Consider the following 14,756-nt stretch of genomic DNA (forward strand, 5'->3'; position numbering starts at 1 on the left):
CTTCGCCGCGCTCCCTACCGATGACCCAGACCCATGGCCTTCCGCACTCCAACGCCCGAGCAGATCCGCAGCGGCAAGCTGGGACGCCTGTTCGGGCCGCGACTGGCGGATCAGCGGCTGTGGACGCGGCGTCGCCGCAGCGTGGCATTGGGCATGGCGGTCGGCGTGTTCTTCGGTTTCCTGATACCGCTGGGCCAGTTCCTGTTCGCTGGCGCGCTTGCGATCGTGCTGCGCGCCAACGTGCCGGCAGCGATGGTCAGCACCCTCGTGACCAACCCGTTCACCTTCGGCCCGGTGTATTACGCGGCCTACCTGGTCGGTAGCTGGCTGCTGGGCAGCGCGCCCAGCGAAGCCGAGGCGCAGGGCGCACTGGCAGCGGCGGAAGCAGCGAGCAGCGGATCCACGTGGATGGATGGAGTGGGCGCGCCGCTGCTGACGGGCCTGGTGCTGTTCGCCTGCGTAGGCAGCGTGCTGGCGTACTTCAGCGTGCGCTGGCTGTGGCTGCTGGGCGTGCTGCGCAAGCGTCGTCGGCTGCGTCATGCGCGTGCGGCGCGCGCCGTCGAAGCGACCTAGGAGCCTCTCGGGCTTTGGTGGTCGAGGCGATAGTTCGGCTGCCTGAGGACAGTTCCCGGCGATGTGCGGGCCCGTAGCAGCGCTATGGGTCAAGAATCGGCGGAGAGACGGACCGCGCAGACGAAATCAAGCGATGCCGCGGGCGGGCAGCGTCTCAGCGCGAGGCGTTCGTGCGGTTCTGCGCACCGCATCCTGCGCGGTGGATACGATCAGGGCCACCCGGCTCTACCCGTAACGGCCCTGAAACGCTTGTAACTGGCGGAGAGGGAGGGATTCGAACCCTCGATACGCCGGAGGCGTATACCGGATTTCGAGTCCGGCGCATTCGACCACTCTGCCACCTCTCCAGGTGGTCTTGCTCGTCGACGCTGCGGCCGTCGCGAGGTCGCGCATCATACGGACAGCTCCAACGTCACACAAGCCCGATCGGCTGCGGCAGGTGGCGGTGCATGGCCGCGGCGGCACGGCCGCCTTCGCAGCGCCTGACGGGCATAGGCCTCTTTCTCCGTATACGATTGCATGAACCCCCAGGATGTCCGCGCCGATGCCGGCCATCACCACATGCCACACCAGGTCTGCACGCATGATCGAATTCGGACTGCTGAGTCACGTCGGGCTGCGTCGCGAACACAACGAAGACACCTTCTACGGCGACAGCGAGCTCGGCCTGTGGCTGGTGGCCGACGGCATGGGTGGCCATGAGTTCGGCGAGGTCGCAAGCGCGATGGCGCGCGATGCGATCGTGCGCGAGGTGCGCGCCGGCGCCAACCTGAGCACCGCCATCCAGCGCGCCGACGAGGAACTGATCGACCACAGCCGCCAGCGCAGCGACGCCCTGCCCATGGGCACCACCGTGGCCGCCGTGCGCGTGCAGCGGGACCGCTTCGAAGTGGCCTGGGTTGGCGACAGCCGCGCCTATTTGTGGAACGGTCGCCTGCAGCAGCTCTCGCAGGATCACAGCTACGTCCAGGAGCTGATCGAACAGGGCGCAATCACTGCCGAGCAGGCGCGCAGCCATCCGCATCGGAACGTGGTGACGCAGGCGCTGGGTGTCACCGACCCAGACAATCTGCGCGTGGAGACCATCAGCGGCGAGCTCAAGCCAGGAATGCAGCTGCTGCTGTGCAGCGACGGCCTCACCGAAGAAGTCGATGACAGCGAGATCGAGCGGACGCTTTCGCGCAGTGACCTCAGCGCGCAGGAATGCGTCGACCAGCTGATCGTCGCCGCCCTCGATGGCGGCGGCTCGGATAACGTCACCGTGGTGCTGGTGCGGCGGCACTGAGGGCGTCGGGGACACGCCTCCTCCGGCTGCAGCCGCAGACAGATCCTTTGGCTTTACGGCAGCCTTGCGGCTCCCCCGCAGGCGGTCGGTGGTCCGCTACGCCAGTGGCTGTTGCGCATCGCGCGGGCAAAGTGCGCCGATGATCTTCACGCAGAGGACGCACAGCGGATCCGGCGGTGCGGACGCAGCTCACCGCACGCGATCACTCCAGCAGCAAATCCTCGAAGAACGCGCCAATCGGCAGCTGCGGATGGCGGATCTGGATCTCCAGCACCCACAGCCCGGGAGACGGTACGAACTCGGCTGCGGCCAGCTTGCCGGCCTTGTGCACCGCGTGTGGGAAGTCGCCCAGACGATGCCCAGGTGCGCCCAGGTTCAGCACGTAGCCGCGCGCGCGCGTCGCCTCCTCGGCAAAGGCATAGAGCTCACGACCACTGCAGCCAGTACGCCAGCGCGCCGCGACCTCGTGGAAGATCTCTCGAGCAGCCGCTGCGATGGCGTGGTGTTCAGGTGCATCGCCGAGGACGTAGGTGTCGCCGTAGTCACCTTCGTGGCCGTCCCAGACCGGGCCGATGTCGATGAAGAACAGATCGCTGTCGCCCAGCACGATCTCCGGATCCGAAGACTCCTTGTACAGCTTCAGCGTGTTCGCGCCGAAGCGGATGTGGGTCGGATGCCAGATCCGCTCGAAACCAAGGTCGGCGAACACCTGTGCCGCAATCGCGTTGGCCTGCTCCTCGCGCATGCCGGGGCGCAGGGCGTCCGCAATCCTCCGGGTGGCCTCGATCGACCTTGAGCGCGCCGCGAGCAGCGCCGCAGCGTCAAAGCCCGGACCTACGCCTTCCCCCGCATGCGGCCCCGGGGCCCGCAGATGAATTCCCATGACTCCACCTCGCCGCCGCGGCGGCATGAACTTCCAGGCCCGGCACCTTGGCCGCGCGCGACAGAGCCGTCAAGGCAGGTTGACGAACCCAAGCTGGTATCCTCGCGACCGATGAGCCCCTTCTTTTCGCCGCCAGGCAGCGTGCGCACATGAGCACGCCGTTCCCAGCGCGCTCCATGCCGGAACGCTTCCGTGGTTTCCTGCCCGTGGTCGTCGATGTCGAGACCGGCGGCTTCGACGCCGAGCGCCATGCCCTGCTTGAGATCGCCGCCTCTCCGATCGAGATGGATGCGGAAGGCAGGGTCTTTCCGGGCCCCGTGGTCTCGACCCACGTGATTCCATTTGCGGGTGCGGAGATCGACCCCAAGGCGCTGGAGATCACCGGCATCGATGTCGACCATCCCCTGCGCGGCGCGATCAACGAGCGCGCGGCTCTGGACCACCTGTTCGCACCGATCCGCCAGGCCATCAAGCGGTACGGCTGCCAGCGCGCGATCCTGGTCGGCCACAACGCGGCCTTCGATCTCGGCTTCCTCAACGCGGCGGTGCGACGCACCTCGCACAAGCGCAACCCCTTCCATCCGTTCAGCTGCTTCGACACCGCCACCCTGGCGGGACTGGCGTTCGGGCAGACGGTGCTGAGCCGCGCCGTGCAGGCTGCGGGCATCGCCTGGAACAGCGCCGAAGCCCATTCCGCGGTCTACGACACCGAACGCACCGCCGAGCTGTTCTGCGCCATCGTCAACCGCTGGCGCGCGCTGTCCAGCCTCGACGCGGCGGGTGTCGACCATTCGCTGCTGGTCGCGGATGAGGGCTGAGCGGGCCAAAGGCCCGCTGCGCCCTGCCGTCCGGTTTGTCGAGCGACAGGCAAAAAAGAGGGCTCCATTTGCATGGAGCCCTGCGAGATCAAGCCCTGTTAACTTGAGTACTCAGGAGTGCGCCGCCAGGGGCGGCAAAAACTAGAACGCGACTGACCAGTTCAACTCCACTTCCACCTGCGATCCTTCGCGATAGCGGTTGCGGAATGGATTGGGACCCAGGATGTACTGCGCCGGCGCATAGCTCGCGCCGATGCTCAGATTCGATGCGCTGCCCAGCTGCCGCTGGTAGCCGATGGAGTAATGGTTGCCGGCGTAGAGGTCGCTCAAGGCGAGCTCGAACAGTGCCGAAGTGGGGGAGGGTTGCTGCCGGGTGCTGACCCGGACGTCCCACTGACCCCCTGCCCCGTCGGCGAGTTCCGCCCCCGCGCTGTAGACGTTCAGGTCGCGCCATGCGAAGACAGGGGCCGAGCCGTCGCCGAGCAGGGCCAGCAGCTGGGTCGGCAGGGCATAGGTCGTGAACGCGGCAACGTCGCTGTAGAACACCCGCTCGGCGCCGAGCGAGAGGGTCAGCCCCGCGGCGGGACTGAGGCCGAAGGAGACGCCTGTCCGCGCCGGCATGTCGAAGTCACCCGGCTCGCTGAACAGGCCACGATAGGTTTTGAACGCGTCCATGTCGACGCGCGACTGCGCGCTCAAGCCAAACAGCAGACGCTCGCCGATCGCGGTGTCGAAACCCAGCTGCACGCCCTGGCCGTAGGACTGTTCCACGGCACCCGACGTCCCGGCGCGCAAACCCATCTGCGGCAGCCAGTGCGAGGAGGCGACCGCCTCGCCGAAGCCGGGAGTGGCGAAGCGTTGGCTGGCAATGGTCAGGCCGAAGCGGACCGATGACGCTGCACCAACGCGCGCTTCCAGCTGCGGCGCGAAGGTCGAGGCGCTGAAGCGCGAAGCGTCGACTGCGAGGCGGCCCAGCGGTGACTCGGACTCGAAGCCGATGCGCGGCGCAGGCAGAGCCTGCAGCATGGGCGAGGGGGCAAACGTGGCCTGCACGCTGAGCGAAAGGCGGTTCATCGCACCGCGCAGCGCCTGCCCCTGTGATGCGGCCTCAGGTCGCGCAGACTGAGCGTCGTTCATACCCAGCGGAAGGGCCAGGCCGACCTGCAGGCTCTGTCGGGCATACTCGCGCCAGCCCGAAGCCTCGTCGGGAAGCTCAAGCGCGAGCGCGCTGGCCGAGGCAAGCAGAAGAGGCGCAGCAAGCATCGAAGCCGTCAGCGGACGAACCTTTGCATGACGTGTTTCAAGGCAGCGATACACCGTGCATTTCCCCTGGAAACCGCACTTCCCGTGCGCGGCCGACGCAGTATGGACAAAACGCAACAGCCGCACAAGCACCTGCAGCGCGAGCGCAACACATGATGCGCCGCAGAATCCGGCCGACGCGCCGGCTGCGGGCAAGACCCCCGCGAACTTCATCCATCGAGACAGGCTCAAGATGTCGCATATTCACAACACCGCAGCGACCCGCGCGGTCTCCGTGCTCAGCATCGCCGGCTCCGATTCCGGCGGCGGCGCGGGCATCCAGGCCGATCTCAAGACCTTCGCGGCGCTCGGCGTGCACGGCCTCACCGCCATCGCCGCGCTGACCGCACAGACCAGTCGCGGCGTCCACGCCGTGCACCTGCCCCCGGTCGAGTTCCTGCGCGACCAGATCCTGTGCCTGCTCGAGGACTTCGACGTCCGCGCGGTGAAGATCGGAATGCTCGCCGATGCCGCACGCATCCGCTGCGTGTCGGAGGCCCTCGCCCTGCATCCGGCGATTCCGGTGGTGCTGGATCCGGTGATGGTGGCCAGCTCAGGCGCGCGCCTGCTCGCCGAAGAGGCAATCGAAGCCCTGCGCGACGAGCTTCTGCCGCGGGCCCACGTGCTCACGCCGAACCTGCCTGAGGCTGAAGTCCTCGTCGGCAGGGCGTTGACGGATGCGGAAGCCGTCGCCGCGGCCGCCGCCGATCTGCTGGCGCTCGGCCCCTCCTGGGTCCTGATGAAGGGCGGCCACCTGAACGAGGGCGCACAGGTGTGCGATCGTCTGTACGGCGGGTCGGGCTTGCGGGTCTGGACCCAGCCCCGCCTCGACCTGCAGCCGCACGGCACCGGCTGCACCCTGTCCTCGGCCGTCGCCGCCCTGCTGGCTTGCGGCATCGACGTCCCGCAGGCGGTCGAAGGGGCGGTGGGCTATGTGCGCAGGGCGCTGTCCGGAGCGTACCGACCGGGGCTCGGCGCACTTTCCGTGCTCGACCATCAGGGAGCCAGCGCACAGTACCGGCGCGAACACGAATCCCGCGGCGCGGAGCCGGATCCAACCGATCACTGATGCACGAACCGCGATCCATGAACCCTCACAGCCCGAGGCTGATCGGTCGATGTAGGCTTCCCCCCGTCCACCAGATCAACGCCCAGCGAGCGGACCCGATGAGCAATCCTTGCAAACCAATCACCTGCCTTGCCCTGCTGGCTACGCTGGCCTCCTTGGTGACGGTTGCGGCGGCCTCGTCCGGCAAGACGGAGCCCGAGTTCCATCCGATCTGGGTCCCTCCCGGCAAATCCGCGGGGGAACAGAAGCCACGAGTCGAAGTCCGCGCCGAGACTCCGGTCGTGCTTGAGCTGCGCGGCCATCGCCACGCCGATGGCAGCCTGCACTTCCAGTGTGATCACCTGCCGCAGCGTGTCTCCGATCGGGGCGGCGCGGAGGATCGGCGATGAGCAGGCGGCTGATAGCTGTGCTCGCGATGGCATTGGCAGGCCTGCTTTCAGCCCCCGCAGGCGCGCAGTCGACAGCAATCCCGCTCACGCCTGGCCAGCCGCAGCAGATCACGCTGCCCGCTGGACAGATCACCACCTCCTGGGTCGTTGACGTCCCCGCTGGCATCACCCATATGCGACTGGAGCTGGCCGCCACCAACCCCAGCCACGATGTCGACCTGCTCCTGCGCAAGCACACGCCGTTCGAGCTGCGAGCCGAGGCCAACCTGGGCGTTGACGTCAACCAGCTGTTCGATCAGGCGCACTACCGCTCGGCCGGAGAGCTCGGCGACGAATTCCTGGTGATCGACGCCGCCAACGCCATCCCCTTGAGCGAAGGTCGCTGGTACCTCGGCCTTATCAATTTCGCCAGCGTCGCCGCCGACGCGCGGCTGTCGCTGAGCCTTGCCGCGCAGGCGCCGGTCGCCGACATCCAGTTCGTGTTCGACAGTGCTGGCAGCAGCCAGCGCCCCTGCGACACCAGCGGCTGGAACAGCAGCGAACCGCGCACGCCCGAACGCGGCAACCCCGGCACCACGCTGGGTGAGCAGCGGCGCTTCGCGGCACAGGAAGCGGCGCGCCTGCTGACCCAGCAGGTACGGCCGCGCGTGCCCGTGCGCGTCGAGGCCTGCTGGAACGACCTCGGCGACGCCAGCGGCACCCGCTTCACTCTGGCCCAGGCCGGCCCACAGAATCTGTTCGTCAACGACATCGGCTTCGGGTCCTACCTGCCCGGCTTCGAGCGCGGCTACACCTGGTACGCCTCGGCCGCCGCCGCGCAGCAGCTGGGAACCACCAGCTGCCGCTTCAGCGGAGGCAGCTGCGCAACGACGTTCGACCTCCGCGCGACCTTCAACAACCGTCTTGACCAGGCCGGTGCGGCCGCCTTCGACTACGGGCTGAGCGCTGGAGGATCGGGCAGCAGCTTCATTTCGGTGGCGATGCACGAGGTGCTGCATGGCCTCGGCATCTTCGGTCTGCTGAATCTGGAGGAGGGCGAGGACGGCCCGGTCGGCGCCAAGCTGCGGCTGAATGACGGCCTGCCCATCTGGGATGACATCTACGGCGCACGCTCGGTGGCGCTTGACGCGGACGCCAGCGGCTACCGCGAACTCCTCCGGATTTCGGACGCCGAACGTGCGGCAGCGCTGTCCACGCCGTGGCGCCTCCGTTTCGCCGGACCGTCGGCAATCGCTGCAGCGCCCACGCTCAACTTCGCTCCGCCCGACAGCTTCATCCGCCTGCATGCTCCGACCAGCATCGCCCCGGGATCGACCTACTCGCACATCGCCAGCCAGTCCAGCTATGGCGTGCAGCTGATGTATCCGACCATCGGCGCGGCCGCACCACGCGAACTCGGCATCGCCGGCGGCATGCTGCGCGATCTCGGCTGGCGGACCGCCGCGCATCCGGGCCGCGCGTTCGGTCGCGCGCCGAGCTACCAGTTCTACGATCCCAGCCGCAGCGGGCACGGCATCGATTTCCGCCTGATTTCGCCGGCGATCAGCAACCGCCCCGCCGAGTACTTTCTGGGCTTCTACACCTTCGACGCGAATGGCGCCCCGGAGTGGTACATCGCCACAGGCCCGATTGTCGACGGCGTCTTCATCCCGCGCCGCAACCAGTTCGGCGACTCGCTGCTGCGCCAGACCTATCTTGGCCCCAACAACTCCGTCTCCGACAGCAGCGCGGGTTATGCCGGCAGCGTGCGCATCGACTTCAACGACGCGAGCGTGCACCCTGCCTGCCACGACGGCCACCCCTCGCGCCGCCTCGATGGGCCCCTGGCGGTGATGTCGGTGCGCATCAACCAGGAGCGCTTCCAGTGGTGCATGCAGCCGGTGGTGACGCCCACACGGGTGCAGCGCGACTTCAGCAGCATCTGGTATTCGCTGGGCGACAGCGGCTGGGGGCTGGCCCTGCAGAGCTTCGACGGCAGTGGCTCGGGCGGTGCGCCGGCCGACGGTCTGTTCTCGATCCTGTTCTACGCCGACGCGAGCGGAAAACCGCGCTGGGCCATCGGTCAGGTGACGGACTTCGTGCCGGGCCAGGCGCAGCCGCTGCGGCAGGTGCAGGGCTATTGCCGGAGTTGCCCATCCACCAGCGGCATCGTGCTTTCCGAACCCATCGGCAGCATGAGCCTCGACCTGGTGCAGGGCGGCGCAGCTGCGCAGGGCAACCGGATCAGCTTCGACCTGACCTATCCGGGCGCCGAGGGCGGGCGCTTCCAGCGCAGCGCGGTCAACCTGTTCCCGAACAGTGACCCGACCCTCGGCGGCAATTGAGCGCCGATGCCACGCCGCCTGCGCACCCGTGCACAGGCGGCCCAGAAGAATGAAGGGGCGACGTGCCTGGCACGTCGCCCCTTCTGTCTGCAGGGCGTGCGACTGCCCGGTCGCCGTTCAGGCGACAACCCGCTCCGCGATCGCCCGCGCGAAATCCATGGTGTTGCCGCTGCCGCCGAGGTCGGGCGTGACGCGGTCGCGCGCCTCCAGCGTCGCCACGATCGCCGCGCGCAGCCGCTTGGCCTGGGGCTCCATGCCGAGATGGCCGAGCATCTGTGCGGCACCCAGCAACAGGGCGCAGGGGTTGGCGATGCCCTGGCCAGCGATATCCGGCGCCGAGCCGTGCACGGCCTCGAAGATCGCCGCCTTCTCGCCGATGTTCGCGCCCGGCGCGAGTCCCAGCCCGCCGACAAGCCCCGCACAGAGGTCGGAAACGATGTCGCCGAACAGGTTGGTGGTGCAGATGATGTCGAATTGCTCCGGACGCATCACCAGCTGCATGCAGGTGTTGTCGACGATCATCTCGTTGCACTCGATGTCCGGGTACAGCTTGGCCACCTCGCGGGCGATCTTCAGGAACAGGCCCGAGGTACTCTTCAGGATGTTCGCCTTGTGCACGATTGTGACCTTGCGGCGGCCCGCGCTGCGGGCCAGCTCGAAGGCGTAGCGGACGATGCGCTCCGAGCCCTTGCGGGTGATCTTCTGGGTCAGGGTGGCGACATCGCCATCCGGCGACACCGTCTGGCCTTCGCCGATGTAGGCGCCTTCGGTATTCTCGCGGACGGTGATGATGTCGATGCCGCTGTAGCGCGCCTTGGTGTTCGGAAACGAGATCGCCGGACGCACGTTGGCGTAGAGGTCGAAGCGCTTGCGCAGCTCGACGTTGATCGAGGAAAAGCCCTCGCCCACCGGCGTGGTCAGCGGGCTCTTGAGCGCCACACCCAGCCGACCGATGGCCTCCAGTGTCGCCGCCGGCAGCAGCTCGCCGTGCTTCTCCAGAGCCACCATGCCGGCGTCGACGAATTCGTACTTCAGGCCGAGCTGCATCGAATCCAGCACATGCAGGGTAGCGTCCATGATCTCGGGGCCGATGCCGTCGCCGCGGATGACCGCGATTGTGGTGCTCATAAATTAGGGTCCGTTTGCTGGTCTGGAGTCGAGGGCGGGGCGCGTCGCGCCGTCAGGGCACGCGGCCGTCGAGGCCCGGTGTGATGGCGAATACCGCGGGCCGCGGATCGGCCGGTGACGTCGTTCCGGCCTGGCCCGCCACCATAGCGGCCGCCCGGTTGACCCGCCATTATCCGAAAGACGCAAAGCCTGCGTAACCCTCCGCTGGTCATGGGGTTCAGCCGCGAGGCGGCCGCAGCGCCGAGGCCGCGACAGCCCGGAAGCGGCCGACGGGAGCCGCAGTCGGATGGTAGAGTAGCCGTCTTTCCTGTACGCCCATGACGCTCGATGCCTCGTTCCTGGCTTTCGCTACTGCTTCTGATCCTTGCCCCGGCGCTTGGCCAGGCCGCAGGCGCCCGCATCACGGTCGAGCAGTCGGCAGAGCGGGTCGGCGAAGCGTTCACGGTCAGGGTCGAGGACTCATGGCCGAACGCCTGCGTTCCCGAGCTCGAAGCCGTCGAGGTGGATGGCCCGCAGATCTGGGTGATCGCCCGCGATACCAGCGAAGCACGGTTCTGCGGCAATGCGGTCAGCGACTACAGCCTCGACACCGGCCAGCTCGGCGCCGCCAGGCTTGGGGCCGCCGGCGTGCAGCAGATCCACTACGTTGTCCGCTCCAGTGCTGGCGTGCGCCTGCGTGGCTTCGAGCTCGCGGCCATGGCCGGCACCAATGACCCTGCGCCAGCGTTGGAAAGCGGCTACTGGTGGGCGGACCCAGGGCTTGCCAACGCGTTCGCCGGCCGCGGCATCGGCATCAATATCGAGCGGCAAGGCGGCATCCTCAGTGCTGTGCTCTACGGCTACGACGAGGCCGGGGATCCCGACTGGAGCCTGGGCTCCGGCAGCGTCGGCGCGCAGTTCAGCAGGCTTGGCCTGAGCCGGCTGTCGTCAGGCGCAGGCCCGCACGCGCGCTATCGCGAACCGCGTGAGCTGCAGAGCTTGGGCGCGATGTTGATCCAACCGCTGTCGCCCTCGCGCGCGCGCCTGTGGCTCGCCTACCTGGAGTCCACGACCGGCGACCTGAGCCTGCGCGAGATCGAGATCGTGCGTTTCGGCTTTGCGTCCTCGCCCGCCAGCGCCTGGGCCGGCGAGTGGTTGCTGGCGCCCGCCGCGAACGCCGGAGGCGAGGTCGAGGCGCGTCAGTTCGCCTTCGTGGCGCTGCAGGGCGGCCGCGGCGAGTTCACTCTGCTCGACGCCTCGGGCGAGATCACCCTGACCTGCGCCATGGGCGGCGCCCGCAGCGATCGCATCCCCGAGCTGTGCAGCCTGCGGCTGCTGCAGGGCGAGGATCTGCGCGAGTACAGCTTCGATCGCATCGGCCTGCGCCGCATGGAAGGCGTGGACGCCGAAGGTCGCCCGGTGCGGATGCTGCTGCTGGGCGCGGACTGACGCCAACAGTTGAGCGCGGAAACAGCGGATAGGCCCTGGCGTGCGCTTGGCTGCCCCCGACAGCGGGCAGGCGACACGACTGCCCTGCCCCGCATTCTGGCCACTCCTGTGGTGAGTCACCCTTTGCAAACCGCGTCTGAAAGCTCCGTCGAGCGGACCTGACACCGGCTCAGGGCGGCCCGGGCTCTTCCAGTTCGAGATCGCTTCCGATGCGCACCAGCACGCTGCGCACGATCGTGCCGGGGAAACCGCGCCGCAGCAGGAAGTCCGCCAGGCGACGCTGCTCGCGTGGGTCTTTCGGATTGGCGCCGCGCAAACGCCTCTGCGCGAGCTCAAGGGCCCGGCTGACCCAGTCCTGGTCGCTCTCGGCCCGTTCGATCGCCTCCGCTGCCAGCCCCTCGGCCAGCCCGTGTCGCGCGAGCTCCGCGCGCAGCTGCAGTGGTCCGCGACCGCGGTTGGCCCGCGATCGGGCCAGCGCATCGGCGAAGCGCGCGTCGTCCTGCAGACCATTGCCCTGCAGGCGCTGCAGGGCGGCATCCACCTCGGCGGGCTCGAATCCACGCTCGATCAGCTTGCGGCGCAGCTCCAGGGCGGAATGCTCGCGCCGCGACAGCAGCGCGACCGCACGCGCGAGCACGCTGCTGCGGCGCGCGCGGCGGTCGGGCTCATCGGCATCAGCCATCCGAGCTGTCGTCACCGGGCACGGCCACCGTCGGCACGAACAGTTCGCGCAGCTTGGCCTCCAGCTCGGCCGCAGCGGCCGGATTGTCCTTCAGCCACTGGCGGGCGTTCTCCTTGCCCTGGCCGATGCGCTCGCTGCCGTAGCCGTACCAGGCGCCGGACTTTTCGACCAGCTTTGCCTCGACGCCCATGTCGATCAGCTCGCCTTCGCGGCTGATGCCCTCGCCGTACAGGATCTCGGTGACGATCTGCTTGAAGGGGGGCGCCATCTTGTTCTTGACGACCTTGATCTTGGTCTGGTTGCCGATGATCTCGTCGCCCTTCTTGACCGCACCGATGCGGCGGATGTCGAGACGCACCGAAGCGTAGAACTTCAGGGCATTGCCGCCGGTGGTGGTTTCCGGGCTCTGGCCCGGCATCATCACGCCGATCTTCATGCGCAGCTGGTTGATGAAGATGACCAGACAGTTGCTGCGCTTGATGTTGCCGGTGAGCTTGCGCAGGGCCTGGCTCATCAGGCGAGCCTGCAGGCCGGGCAGCTGATCGCCCATGTCGCCTTCGATCTCGGCCTTGGGCGTCAGCGCGGCCACCGAGTCGATCACCACCATGTCGACGGCGTTCGAACGCACCAGCATGTCGGCGATTTCCAGCGCCTGCTCGCCGGTGTCGGGCTGGCTGACCAGCAGGTCGTCGACGTTGACACCCAGCTTCAGTGCATAGGTGGGATCGAGCGCGTGCTCGGCGTCGACGAAGGCGGCGGTACCGCCCTGCTTCTGGCACTGCGCGATGGCCTGCAGGGTCAGGGTGGTCTTGCCGGAGGACTCGGGACCGTAGATCTCGACCACGCGGCCCTTGGGCAGGCCACCGATGCCCAGCGCGATATCGAGCATCAGCGAGCCGGTGCCGATGACCTCGGCCTTCTCGATGGCCTGGTCGCCCATGCGCATCACCGCGCCCTTGCCGAACTGCTTTTCGATCTGGGACAGGGCTGCGGAGAGGGCGCGCTTCTTGTTGTCGTCCATGGCGGATCCTTGACGGCGTCGTCGTTGAAAGTGCGGGGAGGCTGCGGAAGCGCGTTCTCAGGGACTGAGACCGCCGCCGCGATGCAGGGCCCAAAGTATCCCACAGCCCCGGGTGAGGGCCTCGGTGAAAGGCTTACCCCGGGGTCGGAATTGCGAGGATTCCGCGCAGGGCAACCGCCACGGTCTGCCGTCGGATGGCTTCACGGTCGCCCTCGAAGTGGTGCAGTTCTGCGCGCGGATACCCACCGCGGCGTTTCCAGGCCAGCCACACCGTGCCAACCGGCTTGTCCTCGGTGCCGCCGCTGGGTCCCGCGATGCCAGTGACCGCCACCGACACCGTGGCCCCGGCGTGGGTCAAGGCACCCGAAACCATTTCCAGCACGGTTTCGCGGCTGACCGCGCCGTGCTCCAGCAGGGTATCCGGGCGCACCCCGAGCAGACCCTGCTTGGCCTCGTAGCTGTAGGCGGCAATGCCGCACTCGAACCAGGCCGAGCAGCCCGGCACGTCCGTGATCATCTTGGCGATCCAGCCGCCGGTACAGCTCTCGGCGGTCACCAGGGACAGACGCTCGGCCTGCAGGCGCGCACCCACCTGCGTGGCGAGCTCAAGCAGTTCTGAGTCGGAGGGAGAGTGCATGGGCGGTGCCGCGGACAATCGAAGGCCGGCCAGCATGGCCAGCCCCTGCGCAACAGGCAAGTCGCTGCGCTCAGGCGACGGCGGCCTGCGCGAGTTGGGCGGCTGTTTCGGCCTTGAGCCCGGCTTCGCGCCGCTCCGAGTAGCGATCGACCAGCTGCTCCGCGTGCGGACGCAGCAGCACGGTGAAGCGCACCAGCTCTTCCATCACGTCGACGATGCGCTCGTAGTACGGCGAGGGTTTCATCCGGCCGTGCTCGTCGAACTCCTGCCAGGCCTTGGCCACGCTGGACTGGTTGGGGATGGTGAACATGCGCATCCAGCGCCCTAGAAGACGCAGGGTGTTGACCGCGTTGAAGGACTGCGAACCGCCCGAGACCTGCATCACCGCCAGCGTGCGGCCCTGGGTGGGGCGCACCGCCCCCATCGACAGCGGCAGGTGGTCGATCTGATTCTTCATGACCGCGGTGATCGCTCCATGCCGCTCCGGGCTGCACCAGACCTGGCCCTCGGACCACAGCGACAGCTCGCGCAACTCGCGCACCGCAGGGTGGTCATCGCCGCGGATCTGGTCCGGCATTGGCAGGGTGGAGGGGTCGAAGATGCGCGCCTCGGCGCCGAAATGGCGCAGCAGGCGCGCGGCCTCCTCCACTGCCAGCCGCGAGAACGAGCGCTCGCGCAGGGAGCCGTACAAGAGCAGGATCCGCGGCGGTGAAGCATCCCCCAGCCCTTCGGCCGGGCGTGCCTGTGCGTAGCGCTCATCCAGCGCGGGCAGGTGGTCAGGGTCGGGCAATTCACGCAGGGGCATGCAGAGGTTCCTGGGTTCGCAGTGGTACGGCCAAGGTGGCCGTGGTCGGGGGGTTGGACCGTCGATCAAGATCGCAGCCGCGCTCGGCTTCGATGCAGCACTCCGCGGCAATCGCCTCCAGCAGCTCGCCGAGCGCTCGCGGCTGGGCCCGGTAGCGCGGGCCATCCGGACTGGACACGCCGTCGATCAGACCTGCGCGCAGCAGCGCCTTCAGATGGAAAGACAGCGCGGTTCCGCCGATGCCGAACTCGGCCATGAGCCAAGACGCCGATACACCTTCGCTACCCCGACGCAACAGGCGACGGAACAGCGCCAGACGCGTGGGCTGGGCGAGGGCTGCGAGGCGACGAAGCGCGAGGTCGGATTGCATTATTTGATATTTCCCGAATTCTCGAATTGATGCAAGGCCCGC

The 14,756-nt window shown here is 68.0% G+C and carries 15 protein-coding genes and 1 tRNA gene; 7 read left to right on the top strand and 9 right to left on the bottom strand.

Features of this window, described 5'->3' with window-relative positions; translation table 11 throughout:
* The first annotated feature begins 33 nt into the window (after positions 1–33).
* Positions 34–573, top strand: a complete 540-nt coding sequence (locus tag Q0654_RS19530) for a DUF2062 domain-containing protein (RefSeq protein WP_298856675.1) — start codon at positions 34–36, stop codon at positions 571–573.
* Positions 574–829: 256 nt separating this feature from the next.
* Here Q0654_RS19530 and Q0654_RS19535 read toward each other — a convergent pair.
* Positions 830–920, bottom strand: a tRNA-Ser gene (locus Q0654_RS19535).
* 236 nt (positions 921–1,156) lie between these two features.
* Between Q0654_RS19535 and Q0654_RS19540 the strand changes: the two genes are divergently transcribed.
* A complete protein-coding gene (locus Q0654_RS19540) occupies positions 1,157–1,858 on the top strand; it encodes a PP2C family serine/threonine-protein phosphatase (RefSeq protein WP_298856676.1) in 702 nt (233 codons plus the stop codon).
* A 202-nt stretch (positions 1,859–2,060) separates the two neighbouring features.
* Here the strand turns inward: Q0654_RS19540 and Q0654_RS19545 are convergent, their stop codons facing one another.
* Positions 2,061–2,741 carry a M24 family metallopeptidase gene (locus tag Q0654_RS19545; RefSeq protein WP_298856678.1) on the bottom strand — a complete coding sequence of 227 codons (681 nt, stop codon included), beginning with the start codon at positions 2,739–2,741 and terminating at the stop codon, positions 2,061–2,063.
* Positions 2,742–2,890: 149 nt separating this feature from the next.
* Here Q0654_RS19545 and rnt point away from each other — a divergent pair, with 149 nt between their 5' ends.
* Positions 2,891–3,559 carry a ribonuclease T gene (rnt, locus tag Q0654_RS19550; protein WP_298856680.1) on the top strand — a complete coding sequence of 223 codons (669 nt, stop codon included), beginning with the start codon at positions 2,891–2,893 and terminating at the stop codon, positions 3,557–3,559.
* 141 nt (positions 3,560–3,700) lie between these two features.
* Here the strand turns inward: rnt and Q0654_RS19555 are convergent, their stop codons facing one another.
* Positions 3,701–5,053 carry a hypothetical protein gene (locus tag Q0654_RS19555; protein WP_298856757.1) on the bottom strand — a complete coding sequence of 451 codons (1,353 nt, stop codon included), beginning with the start codon at positions 5,051–5,053 and terminating at the stop codon, positions 3,701–3,703.
* A 1-nt stretch (position 5,054) separates the two neighbouring features.
* On the opposite strand from Q0654_RS19555, the gene thiD reads away from it, so the two are divergent.
* From thiD to Q0654_RS19570, 3 genes are read left to right on the top strand one after another with little or no spacing between them, the layout of a single operon-like run.
* The gene (gene thiD / locus Q0654_RS19560) at positions 5,055–5,930 is read left to right on the top strand and encodes a bifunctional hydroxymethylpyrimidine kinase/phosphomethylpyrimidine kinase (protein WP_298856748.1); all 876 of its coding nucleotides are present in this window, start codon (positions 5,055–5,057) and stop codon (positions 5,928–5,930) included.
* Positions 5,931–5,947: 17 nt separating this feature from the next.
* Positions 5,948–6,319: a hypothetical protein gene (locus Q0654_RS19565; RefSeq protein WP_298856682.1), complete on the top strand. Its 372-nt coding sequence runs from the start codon at positions 5,948–5,950 to the stop codon at positions 6,317–6,319.
* Positions 6,316–8,643: a hypothetical protein gene (locus Q0654_RS19570; RefSeq protein ID WP_298856684.1), complete on the top strand. Its 2,328-nt coding sequence runs from the start codon at positions 6,316–6,318 to the stop codon at positions 8,641–8,643. Before Q0654_RS19565 ends, Q0654_RS19570 begins: the two co-directional genes overlap by 4 nt.
* 117 nt (positions 8,644–8,760) lie before the next feature.
* Here the strand turns inward: Q0654_RS19570 and Q0654_RS19575 are convergent, their stop codons facing one another.
* Positions 8,761–9,771 carry an isocitrate dehydrogenase gene (locus Q0654_RS19575; RefSeq protein WP_298856686.1) on the bottom strand — a complete coding sequence of 337 codons (1,011 nt, stop codon included), beginning with the start codon at positions 9,769–9,771 and terminating at the stop codon, positions 8,761–8,763.
* Positions 9,772–10,098: 327 nt separating this feature from the next.
* Between Q0654_RS19575 and Q0654_RS19580 the strand changes: the two genes are divergently transcribed.
* Positions 10,099–11,199, top strand: a complete 1,101-nt coding sequence (locus Q0654_RS19580; RefSeq protein ID WP_298856687.1) for a hypothetical protein — start codon at positions 10,099–10,101, stop codon at positions 11,197–11,199.
* A 169-nt stretch (positions 11,200–11,368) separates the two neighbouring features.
* Here the strand turns inward: Q0654_RS19580 and Q0654_RS19585 are convergent, their stop codons facing one another.
* The 5 genes from Q0654_RS19585 to Q0654_RS19605 form a co-directional block, all read right to left on the bottom strand.
* Positions 11,369–11,881, bottom strand: coding sequence for a regulatory protein RecX (locus tag Q0654_RS19585; RefSeq protein WP_298856688.1), 513 nt, complete (start codon positions 11,879–11,881; stop codon positions 11,369–11,371).
* Positions 11,874–12,902, bottom strand: a complete 1,029-nt coding sequence (gene recA, locus Q0654_RS19590; RefSeq protein WP_298856690.1) for a recombinase RecA — start codon at positions 12,900–12,902, stop codon at positions 11,874–11,876. The genes Q0654_RS19585 and recA overlap by 8 nt, the downstream gene beginning before the upstream one ends.
* A 133-nt stretch (positions 12,903–13,035) precedes the next feature.
* Positions 13,036–13,539 (bottom strand): CinA family protein, encoded by a 504-nt coding sequence (locus Q0654_RS19595; RefSeq protein ID WP_298856691.1) that lies wholly within the window; start codon positions 13,537–13,539, stop codon positions 13,036–13,038.
* Between the two features lie 70 nt (positions 13,540–13,609).
* On the bottom strand, positions 13,610–14,344 hold the full coding sequence (gene arsH, locus Q0654_RS19600; RefSeq protein ID WP_298856692.1) for an arsenical resistance protein ArsH: 735 nt from the start codon (positions 14,342–14,344) through the stop codon (positions 13,610–13,612).
* The gene (locus tag Q0654_RS19605; protein ID WP_298856693.1) at positions 14,331–14,714 is read right to left on the bottom strand and encodes a helix-turn-helix transcriptional regulator; all 384 of its coding nucleotides are present in this window, start codon (positions 14,712–14,714) and stop codon (positions 14,331–14,333) included. The genes arsH and Q0654_RS19605 overlap by 14 nt, the downstream gene beginning before the upstream one ends.
* Between the last annotated feature and the right edge of the window lie 42 nt (positions 14,715–14,756).

Source organism: uncultured Aquimonas sp. (assembly GCF_937888285.1).
In the GTDB taxonomy this organism is placed as follows: Bacteria; Pseudomonadota; Gammaproteobacteria; order Xanthomonadales; family Xanthomonadaceae; genus Aquimonas.

What these genes read in the sequence shown, in the direction of transcription:
- Q0654_RS19540 (WP_298856676.1), top strand. Translation starts at nt 1,157, where the DNA reads ATGATCGAATTCGGACTGCTGAGTCACGTCGGGCTGCGTCGCGAACAC.
- Q0654_RS19595 (WP_298856691.1), bottom strand. Translation starts at nt 13,539, where the DNA reads ATGCACTCTCCCTCCGACTCAGAACTGCTTGAGCTCGCCACGCAGGTG.
- recA (WP_298856690.1), bottom strand. Translation starts at nt 12,902, where the DNA reads ATGGACGACAACAAGAAGCGCGCCCTCTCCGCAGCCCTGTCCCAGATC.
- Q0654_RS19565 (WP_298856682.1), top strand. Translation starts at nt 5,948, where the DNA reads ATGAACCCTCACAGCCCGAGGCTGATCGGTCGATGTAGGCTTCCCCCC.
- Q0654_RS19545 (WP_298856678.1), bottom strand. Translation starts at nt 2,741, where the DNA reads ATGGGAATTCATCTGCGGGCCCCGGGGCCGCATGCGGGGGAAGGCGTA.
- rnt (WP_298856680.1), top strand. Translation starts at nt 2,891, where the DNA reads ATGAGCACGCCGTTCCCAGCGCGCTCCATGCCGGAACGCTTCCGTGGT.
- Q0654_RS19570 (WP_298856684.1), top strand. Translation starts at nt 6,316, where the DNA reads ATGAGCAGGCGGCTGATAGCTGTGCTCGCGATGGCATTGGCAGGCCTG.
- Q0654_RS19575 (WP_298856686.1), bottom strand. Translation starts at nt 9,771, where the DNA reads ATGAGCACCACAATCGCGGTCATCCGCGGCGACGGCATCGGCCCCGAG.
- Q0654_RS19585 (WP_298856688.1), bottom strand. Translation starts at nt 11,881, where the DNA reads ATGGCTGATGCCGATGAGCCCGACCGCCGCGCGCGCCGCAGCAGCGTG.
- arsH (WP_298856692.1), bottom strand. Translation starts at nt 14,344, where the DNA reads ATGCCCCTGCGTGAATTGCCCGACCCTGACCACCTGCCCGCGCTGGAT.
- Q0654_RS19530 (WP_298856675.1), top strand. Translation starts at nt 34, where the DNA reads ATGGCCTTCCGCACTCCAACGCCCGAGCAGATCCGCAGCGGCAAGCTG.
- thiD (WP_298856748.1), top strand. Translation starts at nt 5,055, where the DNA reads ATGTCGCATATTCACAACACCGCAGCGACCCGCGCGGTCTCCGTGCTC.
- Q0654_RS19580 (WP_298856687.1), top strand. Translation starts at nt 10,099, where the DNA reads ATGCCTCGTTCCTGGCTTTCGCTACTGCTTCTGATCCTTGCCCCGGCG.
- Q0654_RS19605 (WP_298856693.1), bottom strand. Translation starts at nt 14,714, where the DNA reads ATGCAATCCGACCTCGCGCTTCGTCGCCTCGCAGCCCTCGCCCAGCCC.